The 16,328-nt window shown below is 55.0% G+C and carries 10 protein-coding genes; 4 read left to right on the top strand and 6 right to left on the bottom strand.

Translation table 11 applies throughout. From position 1 onward, the window contains the following. Window positions 1-122 precede the first annotated feature (122 nt). The gene (locus O5O45_RS06260) at window positions 123-1,043 is read right to left on the bottom strand and encodes an ABC transporter substrate-binding protein (protein WP_305904387.1); all 921 of its coding nucleotides are present in this window, start codon (window positions 1,041-1,043) and stop codon (window positions 123-125) included. Between the two features lie 299 nt (window positions 1,044-1,342). On the opposite strand from O5O45_RS06260, the gene O5O45_RS06255 reads away from it, so the two are divergent. Beyond that, window positions 1,343-2,350 carry a LacI family DNA-binding transcriptional regulator gene (locus O5O45_RS06255; protein ID WP_305904386.1) on the top strand — a complete coding sequence of 336 codons (1,008 nt, stop codon included), beginning with the start codon at window positions 1,343-1,345 and terminating at the stop codon, window positions 2,348-2,350. Window positions 2,351-2,501: 151 nt separating this feature from the next. Here O5O45_RS06255 and O5O45_RS06250 read toward each other — a convergent pair whose 3' ends face one another. Both O5O45_RS06250 and O5O45_RS06245 read right to left on the bottom strand, forming a co-directional pair. After that, window positions 2,502-5,360 carry a glycoside hydrolase family 48 protein gene (locus O5O45_RS06250; RefSeq protein WP_305904385.1) on the bottom strand — a complete coding sequence of 953 codons (2,859 nt, stop codon included), beginning with the start codon at window positions 5,358-5,360 and terminating at the stop codon, window positions 2,502-2,504. 112 nt (window positions 5,361-5,472) lie between these two features. Next, on the bottom strand, window positions 5,473-8,292 hold the full coding sequence (locus O5O45_RS06245) for a glycoside hydrolase family 9 protein (RefSeq protein WP_305904384.1): 2,820 nt from the start codon (window positions 8,290-8,292) through the stop codon (window positions 5,473-5,475). 703 nt (window positions 8,293-8,995) lie between these two features. On the opposite strand from O5O45_RS06245, the gene O5O45_RS06240 reads away from it, so the two are divergent. Next, window positions 8,996-9,703 carry a response regulator gene (locus O5O45_RS06240; RefSeq protein WP_459077239.1) on the top strand — a complete coding sequence of 236 codons (708 nt, stop codon included), beginning with the start codon at window positions 8,996-8,998 and terminating at the stop codon, window positions 9,701-9,703. A gap of 36 nt (window positions 9,704-9,739) precedes the next feature. Here O5O45_RS06240 and O5O45_RS06235 read toward each other — a convergent pair whose 3' ends face one another. Then, the gene (locus O5O45_RS06235) at window positions 9,740-9,922 is read right to left on the bottom strand and encodes a hypothetical protein (protein ID WP_305904383.1); all 183 of its coding nucleotides are present in this window, start codon (window positions 9,920-9,922) and stop codon (window positions 9,740-9,742) included. A 504-nt stretch (window positions 9,923-10,426) separates the two neighbouring features. Between O5O45_RS06235 and O5O45_RS06230 the strand changes: the two genes are divergently transcribed. After that, window positions 10,427-10,828: a hypothetical protein gene (locus O5O45_RS06230; RefSeq protein WP_305904382.1), complete on the top strand. Its 402-nt coding sequence runs from the start codon at window positions 10,427-10,429 to the stop codon at window positions 10,826-10,828. A 12-nt stretch (window positions 10,829-10,840) separates the two neighbouring features. Here O5O45_RS06230 and O5O45_RS06225 read toward each other — a convergent pair whose 3' ends face one another. Beyond that, window positions 10,841-12,097: an HD-GYP domain-containing protein gene (locus O5O45_RS06225; protein WP_371747999.1), complete on the bottom strand. Its 1,257-nt coding sequence runs from the start codon at window positions 12,095-12,097 to the stop codon at window positions 10,841-10,843. 366 nt (window positions 12,098-12,463) lie between these two features. On the opposite strand from O5O45_RS06225, the gene O5O45_RS06220 reads away from it, so the two are divergent. Continuing rightward, entirely contained in the window at window positions 12,464-14,572 is a 2,109-nt protein-coding gene (locus O5O45_RS06220) for a diguanylate cyclase domain-containing protein (protein ID WP_305904380.1), read from the top strand. Here the strand turns inward: O5O45_RS06220 and O5O45_RS06215 are convergent. Beyond that, window positions 14,559-16,256 (bottom strand): methyl-accepting chemotaxis protein, encoded by a 1,698-nt coding sequence (locus O5O45_RS06215; RefSeq protein ID WP_305904379.1) that lies wholly within the window; start codon window positions 16,254-16,256, stop codon window positions 14,559-14,561. The genes O5O45_RS06220 and O5O45_RS06215 overlap by 14 nt on opposite strands. Window positions 16,257-16,328 lie beyond the last annotated feature (72 nt).

The following is a 16,328-nucleotide window of genomic DNA, read 5'->3' as shown; positions in this document are numbered from 1 at the left end:
CAAAGAAGATACGAGGAAGCCCCCGCTCCGTTCACCCTGAGCCTGTCGAAAGGCCCTGCCCGCCTTTGAGTCGGCGGGAGGCCTGAGCGACGGATTCTCAGATTCGGAAAACGGATCAACGCCTACCAGCTGAAATCAGCGGCGGAGGCTTTATCGATCAGTTTCACATCCACTGGCATGGTGGCGGGTATTTCCGAGCCCCAGTGCTTGACCAGTGCGATAGCCAGGCCCAGACGAATCTGGTCGCGAGGAAACTGCGCCGAGGTGGCGATAAATTTGGAGTCAGGTTTCAGCATGGCTTTGATGGCTTCCGGGTGACCGTCCACGCTGACCAGCTTGACGTCCATACCGCTGGCTTCAATCGCAGTCAGTGCGCCCAAAGCGCCAGTGTCGTTAACGCTGAATACGCCATCCAGACCGGGATTGGCCTGCAGCATGTTCTCCGTCACATTCATGGCGACGTCGCGCTCCTGCTTGCCGTTTTGCTTGCCGACCACTTTGATGTCGGGGAATTCCAGCATGGCGTCGCTGAATCCGCGCACGCGCTCAAGGATAGGAACGACGGGAATGCCGTCAAGGATAGCCACTTCGCCCTTGCCGCCCAATTGTTCGCCAAGGTATTTACCGGCCATGTAACCGGCGGTGTAGTTCTTGGAGCCGACGAAAGAATCGATGGGACCTTCCGCCTCAGCATCAATAGCAACGGTAATGACGCCCGCTTTCTTGGCGGACACTACGGCGGATTGCACGCCAACGGAGTCAGTGGGGTTGAGCAATAGAATGTCCACGCCTTTCTGCAGCATGTCTTCTACGTCATTGATTTGTTTGGAAACGTCGTGATGGGCGTCGGTGATGTAGACTTCTGCGCCAATATCCTTGGCCGCCTCTTCCAACGCATTCTTCATGGTGACGAAGTAAGCGTTGTTCAGTTCCTGAAAGGACATGCCGATTTTCAATTGTTCAGCTCCGGCTGGCGATGCCAGGCCCAAACTGCATGCGATACCGGCGACAAGGGTCTTAAGGGTTTTACTTATTTTCAACATGACTCAACCTTTATTTATTTTTAGTGGTTCGAAGCGTCTTCTACGCCAAAATGTTAACGTTAACATTTTCACATCGAACAAACCCGTAGATGGGAGCCGGAGCCAGCCTCCGTCTACGGGAACGCTAACGTTGACATCTATATAGAATAAATATCAACTTTTGCAACAATCCCTCGCATTGAGAGAATGTTAACGTTAACATTAAGCTATCATAGCGAATTTTCCATTGCAACAAGCAAGTCGCGACACGCACTCCGGGATCGCCGCATCCCTTACCGACACAGCGTTTGAGAGGCATCATGCCCAAAAAGAGTAAAGTAACGATTACCGATATCGCCCGCCGGGTGAACATGACCACCATCACCGTATCCCGGGCGTTGAACAAGCCGGAACTGGTGAAGAAAGAAACCCTCGACCGGATTCTGGAAGTGGCGCGGGAGCTGAATTATGTTCCCAACGCCTTCGCCCGCAACCTGAAAGGCAGCAAAAGCCGGCTGATCGGCATCATCACCGCCAGCCTGGACAACCCATTTTACAGCGAGATGATCAAGGCGATTTCCCGCGCCGCCAAGAAGCGCAACTATTCCATCATGCTGTTCGACACAGACGGATCGCCGGAGCTGGAAAACAAAGCCATGGAGACCATGCTCAGCTATCAGGTGGACGGCATCATCCTGTCCGTCGTGTCCGACTATGACGAGTACCATCCGCAATACCTGGAGCAATTGATTCACGCCAATATCCCCGTGGTGCAGGTGGACCGCCGACTGCCAGCGGCGCCCTTCCCTGGCGTGTATCTGGACAATCTTGCGAGCGGCTACAAAGGCGGCCGTTATGTGCTGGAACAGGGTCATCGCCATATCCTGGCGCTGGCGGGTCCAGAGCAGTCCAACATCTCCAAACTGCGTCTCGAAGGCCTGAAAAAAGCCCTGGCTGAATGTAAAGAACCTACCCGGCTGGAAGTGCTTTACGGCGACTACACCATGCAGCCGGCGTTTGAAAACGCCACCGCCTACTTTAAACAGCATAAACAGGCTCCCGATGCGGTGTTCGGCCTCAACATCCTGATTACTCTGGGCGCGCTTAAAGCGCTGCGGAAACTGGGCGCCAAAAATCACAACCCTGCGGTGTTCAGTATCGATGAGGCGCCCTACGCGGATATCTTTGACTTCAATATTCCGTGCGTGCATCACGACACCTATCAGATGGGCCATTCCGCCATCAATATGCTGCTGGATCGAATTGAGAATCCCGGGTTCGAGGGAAGCGATATTATTATCGAAGGTGATTTGCGGGCGGCGGTATGAAACAAACTGGCTCGATAGCAGAAGACATGGAAGCCTGATCGAAGCTAAAAAAAGGGGACGTTACCGTCCCCAAAAGGGCTATCAACACCTAATGGTCAGTCGACGCGATAGGCGTAATAGGTCGCTCTAATGAACCTTAAATGCGCTCAGTTTACTCAGTGCATTTGATCGCCGCGTGATCGCCGCCATGGGTTCCCTGGAAGCCGATGCTGGTGGAGGCGCCAGGCTGCAAGGTCGCGTTCCAGCTCATGTTGGTCGCCTTCAACACAGAGCCGTTGACGCTGTATTGCGCGCTCCAGCCGTTGGTGTATTGATCCGTCGCGCCCAGCGGGATGTTCACTGTCCAACCATCAATCACCTCACTGGTGTTATTGGTCAGTGTGATGTGCGCGACAAATCCGCTATTCCACACGTCCTCGCGTACAGTACAGGTCAGACCATCGCCGGAAGGGGCTTTTTTGGTCTTCACGCTGACGCTATTGGAGGTGGCGATGACGGCGCCGTCTTCATCCAACAGTTTCGCTAACAGGCTGTGCGCGCCTTCGCTGCTCGGCAAGGTCACCTGTGCGGCGTCGCTATTGCCGCCGATGGTCGCCGCCAATTCGCCATTTAACATCATCTGCGCCTGCAGGCCGGCTTCCTTGTTCACTTTGACCGTGACAGTCGCGCCGACCTCAAACTCCGAACCGTCTGCCGGAGAAGTCAGGCTGATAGTAGCTTCCGCCACATCGATACTGACTTTCGCCGGCGCGGAGACTTCCCCGCTGTTGTCGGTCACGGTGTACTCGAAAGCGTCTTGACCGCTGAAGCCCGCCTCGGGCTGATAGGTTAAATTAGCGCCGGAGCCGGACAGGGTTCCATGCTGCGGCGGCTTGCTGACGGTGTAACCGACGACAGTCCCGTCGCTATCCGTTCCTTTCAGGGTGATGGAAACCGCCTTGTTGATGCGGGTAGAGACAGACAGCGGTTGCGCCGTCGGCGCGCAACCATCGTCACAGGGATTGTCCGCTTCGAACAGTGATGCGTAATTGGCGTAGGCAGTCGCCGCTTCCGCTTGCGCCCAGAACCGGTGATAGGTGAACACAGGGTCTTCACCAGAGTTCAGGGCGTCTTCCACCTGCTTGAACATAGGGTCGTTCAAATAGAATGAACGCATGCTCAGGAAGGTGGACTCACTGTTGATGGCGTCGCCGTTAGCCATGGAGCCGTTGAACTCGCCGGGCACGTAGACTTTATCAAAGAAGCGCGCGTAATCGCCGCGTTTTTCCTGCGCCGCCAGCCCCTTGGGCGTCTGGAAGTGGGTCCACATGGCATCCAGCAACTTCTTGGATGCGTCTTTGGCCTCGTTCTTGGGCGTATCGAATTTCTCCGCCGCCGCGGCGTAGAACATCAGCGCCTTGGCCACGCCCGCCGCGATACCGAGATCCTGACCATGATCCACCACGCTCACGTGCAGATTGGCGTTGGCTTTCGGGTTGGCCGGGTCCCATTTTTCCGGTTTACCAGTCCATTCCAACGTGGCGGGAACTTCAAAGGAGCCGTCTTCCAGCCAGTTGATATTACTCAGCACCCAAGGGACCCATTTGTCCATCAACTGCTTGGCCTGGGCGTCCCCTTTCAGGTAGTAGTATTCCGCCACACGCTGCATGGACCACGCCTGCCAGCCAAACCACGTGCCGCTGCCTGGATCGTGATACACCGGGTTTTCGTCGTACACCATGCCGTAGAAAGTGGCGTCGGCGCGATCCTGAGGATGGGGATTGTAGGAGCCGTCCCAGCTGTTGGTGGCGCCGCCGGCGATGCCGCCCTCTGCGGATTGCAGCCAGGTATAGAATTCCATGGAGCGCTTCAGGCCGGTGGCCCAGTCTTCCGTCGCGCCGGGGGTTTTTGGTTTCATCGGATCGAACTCCGACAGCGCCATGGCGGCAATGGGGTTTTGATAACCGAAGTGCACATGACTGCTGCCGATACGGAACGCCCAACCGGCGTTGGGGTCCGCCGCTCCGCCCCAGGCGTAGTACCAGGACATCAGATAGTGAGCGCTCTCGTAACCACGACCGCCCTGGGCGTTCTTGTCCTGAGTTCCCATTTTCTTGAAGTATTTATCGAACATGGCCAGACGCAGGTAATCCCCCATTTTGGCCGCTTTCGCCACCAGACCTGGAATTTCCTGTTCTGGATCTTTGCCCTGCTCCTTGATCCACTGATACGCCCAGTACATTACCTGCACCGCACGGGCGTCGGCGTCCGGGGCGTTGGTGTAGCGCCATTGTTTAGAGTAATTATTGTCCTTGGTGAACAACGGCAGGAAACCGTTAGGACCGCCCCATTTGAAGCTCTCCCAGGAAGGATGGGTGACGGTTTCCCACACGGATTCCTGCTCGCCGCGCTGGAAGGTGTTGATGTAGGACGGGGTGCTGACGCCATCGCCCAGGTTGCCGTAACCGTAGATGTTGTCCATGTCCAACAGCCAGTGCATGCCGTAGACGTCCCAGGTGCCGTAGGTCTGCGCCAGTTTGGCGGAGATAGGGTCTTCACCCACGGGAACGCCGAACTCCAGCTGGCTTGGATAACCGGAAGGTTGCGAGTGTTCCGCCGCATAGGCCGCCGGCTTGGATGGATTGTAGAAGTTGTTGGTCGGCTGCATTTCATGGGTTGGAATGATGTGCTCTTCCATTTTTTCCCAGGCGTTGCGCAGCTTGCTCCAGTCGCCAGTCACTTTACCGTAGTAGGCTTCCAGCAGCAGGAAGTAGGAATAGGCTTCACTGGTGGACTCATGGCCGTGGTCCGGCGCTTCGACGATGAGGGTCTCTACTGAATGGTAAGGACCGCCGTCGGCGCTGAAATATCCATTGGCCGGATCGTGGATTTTATTCCACATTTCCATAAAGCGCTCGTTGTATTCCTCTGCGCTGGCCTGGGCGTGAGAGCAGAAAGTGGCGAAGCTAACCGCTGCGGCGATAGGCAGCAGCATCCCCTTCAATGGTCTTTTCTTGAACGTTAATTCCATGTTTTGACTCCATAGATTTTATTAATTCACACGCGCTCAGATGTCGCCGCCCGCCGACCGGAATCCAGCGCGCTGGAACCGCTTCCGGTCGGATTGAGACGGTATTGCCGGGTTATCTGGCGGTGCAGGTTGGCGGTGAGAAACTTCCGTCATGGACGCCCTGCAGACCAAAGCTGGTTGCGGCGCCGGGCCCTAATGAACCGTTGTATGGCATGTTTTTCACGGTGAGGGTTTTACCGTCCGCAGACAGCGTGTAGTCCCCGTTCCACAGGTTCACGATGGAAGTGGGTTCATCAAAGGTGAGAACGACTTCCCACCCGTTGATAGAAGATGAAGCGTTATTGACGAGTTTGACGTCGCCCAGAACATAACCGGTATTCCAGACATTCAACCCGCCGACGCTGCAGGAGACATCCCCGCCTGCGTCCGGCTCGGCGACTTTGATGAGGATCACGTCAGTGGCGTCTTCGATTTCCTGACCATCCGAGGACAACGCAACCAGTTTCAGGCTGTATTCTCCTTCCACTGTCGGCGCCGTAACCTCAATCACCCCGGACGCATCCCCTTCTCCAGCGACATCGCCATTGAGATACAGGCGCACGCCAGCCGCGTTTTCCAAACGATAGCGCACAGAGAAGGACTGCCCCGGTCTGACTTCGAGCCCGCCCGTTGGAGCAGTGATCTCCACCGCCGGCAGATCGGGCGCTTCCACGTTAATGTCAACCTGCGCCTGCGCCTGCGGTGAGCGTCCGCCGTCGTTGTCCAATACGGTGTAGGTGAACGCATCCTGGCCATGGTATCCGGCATGGGGCATATAGGTGACCGCTGGGCCTGTTCCCGTCACGACGCCATGGGTGGGTTGCGTGTATTCATAGGCGACGATGGAGCCGTCGCTGTCTTCGCCATGCAGGGCGATGTCGAGCGCTTCATTCATATCCGTGCTCACGCTCAACGATTGCGCCTGGGGTAGACAATTGACGCCGGAGTCGCCGCCGCAGCCTGCGCCGGGCTCTTCGCCCCAGACCAGTTCAGCGCCGTCATACAGAGCGATTTTGCTCGCCTTTTTATAAGAGCCGTCATAGCTGTCCCAGGACGGATCGCCTTCGTTGCCCCACTCGCTGGCGTTGGTATTAGTCGGCAACGAAATTCTGAACTGCACTTCCCTGCGGGATTCCGACTGTCCGCCAGGATAGATGTTCACTCCCTGGAATGACGCGTCCACGTAGTAGATATGGTCTTCAGGATCTCCCCAGGATTGCAGACCGCTCACCTCCGTCGCCTGACTGTAGGCGGTGGTGACTTTGATGTCCTGCAAGCCATAACCGGCGGCGAATTCGTCGGAAAGGTCGACCCAATAGCGGAAGCGCAGCTGTTCGCTGCCCCGCGCCGGCCAGGCGCTGTGATTGTGCACTTGCGCGGCGATCTCCACGTAGCGAGGACCGCTGGAGTTCAGCTTGGCTTCGACATAAAACTCTTCGTCTTTTGCTTCCGCCTGCGGGAAAGCGTTGTCGGGAATAGGGTCGCCGCCAAAATCCAGGTAGAGGCGCGCCAGGGCGGACGTAAAGCCGGCGTTGTAGTCCGTGGCTACTTCGTTTTTCACATAATCGCCGCGATCATCCGCATAGTTATCGTTACTGTCAGGCCCGCCCACCAAGGCTCCCACCAGCAAGTGTCGCGACTGCTCCGGCGTACGCAGGTTATTAGTCCAGGTTCCATGGGCGGTGCGATGGTGCGGATTGGCGGGGTAGTTGGCGCCATAACCAATTTGATAACTCACCCCCGCCGGATTGTTCCCCAGCAGGTATTCGATCTGACTGCGACCGAACTCGTAATAGGCTTGCGCTTTCTCCGCCTTGATGCCGGCGTTATTCAAAAAGTCGGCGTAAACCAGCGCAATAAAAGCAGTGTTGGCGGCGTAGCGATTGGCGCCCCACACATCCAGATAGGCCAGACCGCCGGGGGTGTAGTTCACCCGCTCGCCGTTGTAGCCCGTCGTCCAGTAATCCAGCCAACGCTCGGCATCCGCCTGATAGCCGGCCTCCCCTGTGATCTGCGCCATCAGAACATAGGAGCCGTAGGCTTTGTTATCCCAGGCATGCCCCCACTTGTAGGCTTTGACGTCTTGCTGCCCTTCTCCACCCAGCTTCTGATATTCCTGTTTCGCCTGCTGTAAATAGCTGGCTTCGCCGGTGGCCCGATATAACCAGAGCGCGGACCAGACCAGCTCATCCTGATAGCCGCTCCAGGACTTGTAGTAACTGCTGGCGTCAGTAATGCAATCGGAGTATTTGCCGCGATAAGTATTGGCGAACTCGTACAACTGACTGGCGTGGGTCAGCAGTGTATTGGCGTATGCACTATCCACCGGTTTGAAAACCATGGCGATCGCCGCCAACGCAGCGGCGGTTTCTCCCGCCAGATCCGACCCTGGACAACTGGCGTCGATTTTATAAGAGGGACGCGCCATCGGCATGACTTCCGCGGAGCCCCACCAGGCGTGATCGGCGCCGCCATTGCCGACCTGTCCCCACAATTCATTCGGGGCTGTATGGGCTTTTACGAAATAGTCGGCGACAAAGCGCAGATTATTGAGGATGTGTTGCAACTGACCGGATTGGGCGTAAGCGTCCCTGTATTCCACCGCGCCCCAGGCTAACAGCGTCGCCGACGCCGCCATGGGAAAACCGAATTTGACGTGATCGCCAGCGTCGTACCAGCCGCCGCTGAGATCATGCCCGACATCGGCGCCGTCCTGTACAGCCGAATCATCCCGCCATTCAACGCGATTCCAGTCCGGCAATGCGCCAGACTGCTGGGCTTCATAGAAGTAAATGGATTTCTGCAGGGCTTCACCGTAGTTTTCCTGCGCCATCCCCTGAGCGGATATCAACGCGCATCCGCTTAACAAACTCCATACCGATAGTTTAGTCATACTCTTTCTCCTTACTTCGCCATTCCGATTCACGTCAGCCGCATCGCTCATCGTAGGCAGGACGTTGGTCGCGTTTTATTTTTATGATCCCCCTGACGGAGCGAGGATTTTTTAATCAGTTTTGAAAACGTTTTCAACTATGCGTAAAATTTTTTACGCGTTGAATCGACCCTTTCACCTGCCCCGGCAAGGATGCGCGCCTGCGTGGGCTCATATGATAAAAGCAGTCTAGTTTGCGAGCGCCGGTTTGTAAAAAATGATCTGGAATACACTCTTTTTTTTAAGTATTCAGACCCGGCGTCACTGCGCCAAATAGCGCAATATGTCTCTATTTCCGGCAATCATGATATGAAATCACGTAAAAAAGTATCGGGTGTTGGGTCTAGACCCGAGTCGCCACTTTTTCTATACAAACGTCCCTTCCATAGCGATCGCCTCTACCTGTTCAGCGACGACCCGGCGACCTCCCTCATCCTGTTATCGATAGCGATTATCTTGCACCGTCACCATGACGCAATTATGAAATCGTTTTCCAGAAGACTGCATTATGCAAAGCTATACCGGAAAAAACATAGGCAAGTCAGACTATGCCCTTTGAGTGACAATACCCCTTCGATACACTGTCGCTTGTTGAGCTTTTACATCCGGGACTATATCCTCCTGCGGTTTCTGGCCCTCTTCCTGAACAACGAGACCTATTTCATTGACCGCCACCCAACCGCGCATTCTTGTTATCGACGATGAACCGCAGATACTGCGCTTCCTGCGCATCAGCCTGCGCTCGGAAGGCTATGAGGTATTGCAGGCGGGCTCCGCCACGGAAGGGTTGATGCTGGCGGCCACGGAAACGCCGGACGCGATCGTACTCGACCTGGGGTTACCGGACCTGGATGGCCAGGAGGCGCTAAAACAATTGCGGCGCACCAGCCGAACACCGGTGCTAGTGCTGTCGGTGCGCTCCTCGGAGGCGGAAAAAGTGGAGGCGCTGGATAACGGCGCCAACGACTACGTCACCAAGCCTTTCGGCATTCGCGAGTTCGTCGCCCGCATCAGAGTGCTGCTGCGCGATCGCGACCCCACTGCGCTGCGTCCTTCCGCCGGCATCTACCGTTCCGCCGGCTTGATCATAGACTTTGTGAAGCGCTCGGTGACTCTGGACGGTGAAGACATCCACCTGTCCAAAAAGGAATATGCACTACTGGCGCGACTGGCGGCCACGCCCGACCATGTGGTGACGCAACAGCAACTGCTGGCGGAAATCTGGGGGCCGACGCACACAGAAGATACGCATTACCTGCGCATTGTGGTGGCTAAACTGAGGAACAAACTGGGCGACGCCCCTTCCTCTCCCCGCTTTCTGGTGACGGAACAGGGCGTCGGCTACCGGCTCATCACCTACGAGGCGGAATAAGCCGCCACCGATACCTCAGCGGATGATGGCTGAAAATTACAACGTGGTCCTCGCCCAGCCGCCTATTTCTCCTGCGCGACGTCCAGCGATTTGACGACGATCCGGATTCCCCGGTTCAAAACGGACGCTGGTGCGTCGATCGGTATTGATGCGGCGAGGTCCAGACCGGCGATCTATGCCGTTATAGTGTAAATCTCTTGAGGTAAAGTTAGCTGGCATAAGCAGTCCTATATTTTCTAATTTATATTAACAGCTTGTTTAATCGGCAATTTCCTGATTATGCCTCAACCCCGCTTCCCGGCAATAAATTCACAATATTACTATTTAGTAATAAGTTAAACCTTCCCAATAAAACAATATTTCATAAAAATCATATTTTTCATGCAGTTGAAGGCATTTAACACAGAACATTCAACAGATATTTCATGAATTTATTCCGGTAATTACCTAATTATTGAGAGGATTAATCCTCACTTATATATTTCAAGTAAACTGCCATTTAAATATTACAAATAGCAAACTGATGCAGATGAAAAGCCATCGCAATTAAGCCATCAATACAACCAGATAAACTGACATCGATTTCAGGCCTTACTGCTGAAAATCTAAAAATAAGCCGATTTTCCCCCAAGCCGCGCCCTACCAGATTCTCTGCTCGCGCCGCATCATAAATCCTGTTCTTGTTGATTCATTTTTCAGTGAAGTATCGGGAGACGCGAAGTCATGGATTTTTCAGCCGCATTGGTGGGATTGAGTATTTATTTGCTGGTATGGGAGAAGCTGCCGGAATGGGGAACCTGGTTTAATCGCATTGTTGCGAGCCTGCCCCGCCCTTTGGCGAAACTCTACGAAGATTGGCGTTGCCCTTACTGTTCCGGTTTCTGGATCGCCCTGGCGCTGCACGGCCTGATGGGAATGACGACGTTGGGCGAGGCTTTCAGGCCGACATTCGACACGACATGGCTGGCAACGCCAATGATATGGTTTCTAGACGCCCTGGCCACAGCTACCCTCATTCTTATTGGCAAACTGGCGTTAAGCGCTCTGTCCGGGCCTGCGCTCAAGGGTCATCAGATGGTCGCGGAATTCAAGAAGGCGAAGGAAGTCGAGGTGGAGAACGCCTGAGCCCAATGCGGCTCAGTCGTCGTACTCGGCGAGTCGCAACCCTTTCTTCACATAATTTTCCAGGCGCACGCCAAAGGCTCCGTTAGGATGGATTTCCTTGATGCGCAGCGGCTTGCCTGCATCGGTCAGGCAGTTAATGGAGAGATCGATAATGGTTTCTTTGCGCTGCTGTTTCCTCTCATCCAGCACCAACAGCACCTTGGGTTTAAGGCGATGTTCATTGCTGGAGCGCACGATGATTCCCACTTCGCCGCTGTTGAGTTCGGCGATATGGCCCACCGGATACACTCCCATGGTCTTGATGAAGAATTCCGCCACTTCCAGGTCAAAGTGTTTGCCTCTAACGTCGTAAATGATGCGCAAAGACTCCAGCGCCGACATGGGATCTTTATAGACCCGGGCGGAAGTCATGGCGTCATAGGCGTCCACCACGCCGACAATTTTCGACTTAAGCGGGATCTGATGCGCCGCCAGACCGCGCGGGTAGCCGGTTCCATCCACTTTTTCATGGTGGCTGTAGGCGACATCCACAGCGCTCTTGGGGGCGGAAGACAGCGAGATAAGAATATCCCTGCCGTACTGGGAGTGCCGCTTCATGATCTCAAACTCATCCTTGTCCAGACTGCCCGGCTTATTGAGAATTTCATCCGGCACCTTGACCTTGCCCACGTCATGCAACATGCCGCAAACGCCGATGTCCACCATTTCAGATTCGTTGAACCCCATCTCTCGTCCGATGATGATGGATAACACGCAGACCCGCAGGCAATGCTCCGCCGTGTAATCATCTTTGTCCTTGATCAGAGACAGCCATTGCAGCGCGTTAGGATTACGCATGATGCTGTCGACAATATCCGTCACGGCGACAGTCACTGCCTCCATATCGATATCTCGCCCCAGCTTCACAGCGCGGAATACATCATGAATCGTCTGCCTGGCCTGCCCCATGGAATGGGTCGCTTTGGTCAGCTCACGATAGGCGGGGACTTTGTGCACCAAACGGGTCTTTTCTTTTTTGACCCGGGTGATAACCTTTTTACCGCTGGGGGCCGTGACGGTTTTCTCTTCCTCCACCACTTCCGTCTCCGACTGCACGTAGACGAACTCGCACTGTGTCTGCAGTTCCTGAATGTCACGCCAGTCGTAAATAAAAAAGCCCTGATAGACGAACCGGGTTTCCTCCCAGGGACGGTCCAGTTGGGCCACATACATGCCGACCTGAAGTTCGGACACAGGAATTTTGACTAGGGATCGGCTACTTTGCGGCATCAATGACACGGGATTCTCATCGGCTTCGTTACAGGCTGTTTCGCGGCGCTGCCCTCTAATTTCAGTCTAGCAAAGGATGACCTCAGGCTCCCAAACACCAGCACGCGAAGAGCCGGCCATTTTAGCCCAGGAGCTGGGTACGGGAATAAGAAAAAGCCGTGCCTGCGTCTCAACTAACGGACAACCGGAATACTTGACTAAAACAGTTGTATTTAGCGCGCGGACAACTAGGCTATAAACAACGCCGTTCGATTATTAAGGTCGGCGCCAGGCTTTCTGAAAGCCTCATTTAACGCCCCTCCTCGAAGCAAAATGCAACTGGGGCATTAGAAGTTTGTACAAATAACTGACTGCTAAAGCAACCTCATGCCCCTCAATGGCCGCACCAAAATCAAGGCGCTGCCGCTGAAAGCAAGCTTGACGCTGGTTTTTGGCTTTCTGATGTTCGCGCTTACCGCCCTGCTCACCGGCGTCATAGGCAGTCTGGCGCGGGAGACTCTGGTGCGTGAACAATCTGCGGCAATCGAAGCCGTCGCCTACCAAGTAGCGGATAAACTTGATCGCAGTCTCTACGAGCGTTACCTCGACCTTTCCACCGCCGCTTCTATCACCACTTTTGACGGCCCGTTGCTGCAGAATAAAGCGCTGGCGCGAGTCTGGCTCAGCGAGCTGAAGCAACAATTTCCCCTTTACGCCTGGATCGGTTACGCCGACATGCAAGGCAAGATTCAAGTGAGCGCAGGGGGAATGTTGGAAGGCGCAGACGTATCCGCTCGCCCCTGGTTCCAGCACGGCTTGATCGCGCCTTTCTTCGGCGATGTACACAAAGCGGTGTTGCTCGCCAAGTTGATGCCACCTCGGGAGGAACCCTGGCGGTTTGTGGACGTATCCATTCCCATTAAATCCGCTGACGGCCAAGTGCAGGGCGTCCTGGGGGCTCACTTAAGCTGGGATTGGGCTGAGCAGCTCAGCTCGGAGATATTGCAACCTCTGTTAAAACGACACCCTGCGGAGGCGCTGATTATTGACGACGAAGGCGCTGTTTTGATGGGACCGCCATCCCTGACGCAAGCGCCTCTTCCCATCCAACTGCCGCTCACAACCGGCGCTGAGTCGGCCTCGTTTGTGAGTGAGTGGCCTGGGGAGGGTGAGTTTCTCAACGCGATGATTGTCAGCAACGGCTTTGATCATTTGCAAGATTTCCAATGGCGTATTTTGATTCGCCAGAATGTGGACGCCGCCTTTAGCGAAATTCAGCGCCTGCAGGGCGAGATACTGCTATGGGGACTGCTGTTCGGCTCATTGTTTATCGCCTTGGTCTGGTCCGCTTCGATATGGATCACCCAGCCACTTTCCCTGTTATCCCAATCCGCCGTGCGCTTCACCAAAGAACGCACCTTGACGCCGCCGCCGCAGGCGCTCTACCGGGAGGGCGTCAATCTGGCTGAATCTTTCAGCGCCATGATGGAGGACATCACGTCTCAGGAACAGGAGCTGATTCACTTGAATCAGTCGCTGGAGCAACGGGTTCACCATCGCACTGAAGAACTCAGCGACGCCCTGAAAATTTTAGGCGCCAGCGAGCGTAAATTGAAAACCATCGCCGACAACCTGCCCGTATTGGTGGCTTATGCAGACAAACAGGAGCGCTACCAGTTCAACAACGCCGTCTACAAAAAATGGTTCAGTCTGGAACCCCAGGACTTGCATGGGCGCACTATCGCCGATGTTCTGGGAGAGACCAGGTATTCAGCAGCCTATCCGCATATTCAGAAGGTCCTGGGTGGGCAGCATGTAAGTTTCGAGTTTCAACAGGCGATAGGTGGCCGGCAGCATTATTATGAAGGCAACTACATTCCAGACAGTAACAGTCATGGTGAGGTCTGCGGCTTTTTCATTATGATTTCCGATATCACTGAGCACAGGGAGCATGAAAAAGGATTGCGCTGGCAACTGCAGCATGATCATCTGACCGGGGCTCTCAACCGACAGGGGCTCAAGACCCTGCTGGACTTGGCGGTGGAGCGCGCTGGCCGCAGTCACACCGGCATTGCGATCATGTTTTTGGATCTGGACCATTTTAAAGCAATCAACGACACCTATGGCCACGACGCGGGAGATATCCTGCTCCGGGTTACAGCGGACCGACTCATGATGGCGGTGCGCAAGACCGACAGTATCGCCCGTATCGCCGGCGATGAGTTTGTGATAGTGCTGGAGGCGGTGTCTCATCCGATGCAGGACGCCGCCCACATCGCTGGCAAGATTCATAAAGCCCTGCAAGAGCCTGTCGCATTGGGAGACGGCCGCCGGATCAAGATCACCGCCAGCATTGGCGTCGCTGTGGCGATAGGTGAACGCGGCCTGACGCCGGACAAACTGGTCACACGGGCGGATGAGGCGATGTATCAGGCCAAACGCCAGGGCCGCAATACATTCGTAGTACTGGAAATGGCCCCCCTCAAGGCAACTTGAAAACCTGAATCTTATCCTGCAGGCCATGGGTCATCTGACTTAAGGACTTCGCTTTTTCCTCCAGCGCGCGCAGATCCTCGGAGGTTTCTTCCGCCAGATCCCTCACTGCGCCAACGCTTTGGTCTATGGAGCCAATCGTCGCTGACTGCTCTTCCGTCGCAGAAGCGATTTGCAGACTCAGGTTGTTGATGACTTCAATGCTGGAAGCAATCTGTTCCAGCGACGTCATGGTCTGCGCCACAGATTCACTACTACGAGCCACTTCACTAATCCCCGCGTTCATAGAGTTGACTGTATTATCCATACCCTCCCTGAGTTTGGCGATGTTGGACTCTATTTCTCCCGTTGACTCCTGCGTACGCTTGGCGAGCGTCCTCACCTCGTCCGCCACCACCGCGAAACCGCGCCCCTGCTCGCCTGCGCGAGCCGCCTCTATTGCGGCGTTGAGCGCCAGCAGGTTGGTCTGTTCCGCGATGCTTTTTATGACTTGCAGTACGTTTTCGATCTGAGAAAACTCCTGCGACAACTCATTGACCTGCCCTGAAGCCTCGTCAAAGCACGCTTTTAAACGGGTCATGTTATTGATGGACTGCCGCCCCACCCCGTTCGCGGTCGAGGTGTATTCTGTCGCTTCCGTCACGGAAGTCTTGGCTTCATTAGTCGACGCTGCGATTTCCTCCATCGCGGCGGTCATTTCCGTAATCGCCGTGGCCACCATATCGGTTTCACTCGCCTGCCTCTCCGTTCTGGCGTTGGAGTCCGCAGTGAGTCGGGCTACCGTTGAGGAGTCATCCGCCACGTGGCGGATGAGGGTGCGAGCGTCGCCGAGAATATCCCTGAACCGCCCAACCAGACTGTTGAACCCCTTAGCCATCATGCCAATTTCATCCTGGCTGCCATAATCTGAACGCAGCGTTAAATCAGCGTTCTTTTCCACATCGCCGATCAGTCGATACAGGTTCAACACAGGCCGTTCAATCTTCTTGAGCACAACCAGATATCCCGCCGCCGCCGCGACCGTCAGCAATATCAGGAAGCAGATCAACGCGAGGATAATGTTCGATACCGCATTCTGAATCCCGGAAAGTTGTTGACTGGTGCGCGCCTCCAAGGCTTTGAAAAACTCATCGATGGGACGCATGATCTTGGCTTTTTCACGATGATAATCCTGGCCATGCATCAGCTCTCTGGCGCGCTCCAAACTACCGTCTTCCACCGCTTTCATCGCTTCGACTTCCAGATTCACCAAGCCGTCCGAGTTCTTCTGCGCCTGTTTGAGCAAATCAAATTCTTTTTGCGAGAAGCCAAGATTCTCCATCATCTTTTGCAGAGAGATCGTTTCGCCATCCGGCTTGGGCTTATCCCCCGCATTCAACGCCAGGTCCCAATATATACGGTGATAATCCTGGGGGCGGGGTTTAAGGCCATTACGAATATCCAGCACAGACTGATACATCTGCTTATATTTAGGATCGCCGGTCACCACGTAGGTGCGGGCCAGTCGGGTCAGATCATCCGAACTCTGCCGCAACTCATCCGCCCGCTGGTAGGACGCATATCGGGTCTCCGTCGTTTGTTTCAACGACGTCACTTCCGAACGCAAATAAAACGCCAGTAGAAAGTTGGCAAGGGTGCTGGCGATGATCACGCCAAAAATGGTTAGGAATAGCGGACGAATCTTCACGATGTGTTCTCCCTCTCTTGTATAGGTCTCGCCCCGAGGAACACATACAGTTCGTATAACCAACGTACTGCG

It is taken from the genome of Hahella sp. HNIBRBA332, assembly GCF_030719035.1.
Lineage (GTDB): Bacteria > Pseudomonadota > Gammaproteobacteria > Pseudomonadales > Oleiphilaceae > Hahella.
This window is presented reverse-complemented; position numbering and strand designations above follow the sequence as displayed.

Coding starts and splice junctions, on each gene's coding strand:
- O5O45_RS06255 (WP_305904386.1), top strand. CDS start 1,343: ATGCCCAAAAAGAGTAAAGTAACGATTACCGATATCGCCCGCCGGGTG.
- O5O45_RS06225 (WP_371747999.1), bottom strand. CDS start 12,097: ATGCCGCAAAGTAGCCGATCCCTAGTCAAAATTCCTGTGTCCGAACTT.
- O5O45_RS06220 (WP_305904380.1), top strand. CDS start 12,464: ATGCCCCTCAATGGCCGCACCAAAATCAAGGCGCTGCCGCTGAAAGCA.
- O5O45_RS06260 (WP_305904387.1), bottom strand. CDS start 1,043: ATGTTGAAAATAAGTAAAACCCTTAAGACCCTTGTCGCCGGTATCGCA.
- O5O45_RS06245 (WP_305904384.1), bottom strand. CDS start 8,292: ATGACTAAACTATCGGTATGGAGTTTGTTAAGCGGATGCGCGTTGATA.
- O5O45_RS06235 (WP_305904383.1), bottom strand. CDS start 9,922: ATGCCAGCTAACTTTACCTCAAGAGATTTACACTATAACGGCATAGAT.
- O5O45_RS06250 (WP_305904385.1), bottom strand. CDS start 5,360: ATGGAATTAACGTTCAAGAAAAGACCATTGAAGGGGATGCTGCTGCCT.
- O5O45_RS06230 (WP_305904382.1), top strand. CDS start 10,427: ATGGATTTTTCAGCCGCATTGGTGGGATTGAGTATTTATTTGCTGGTA.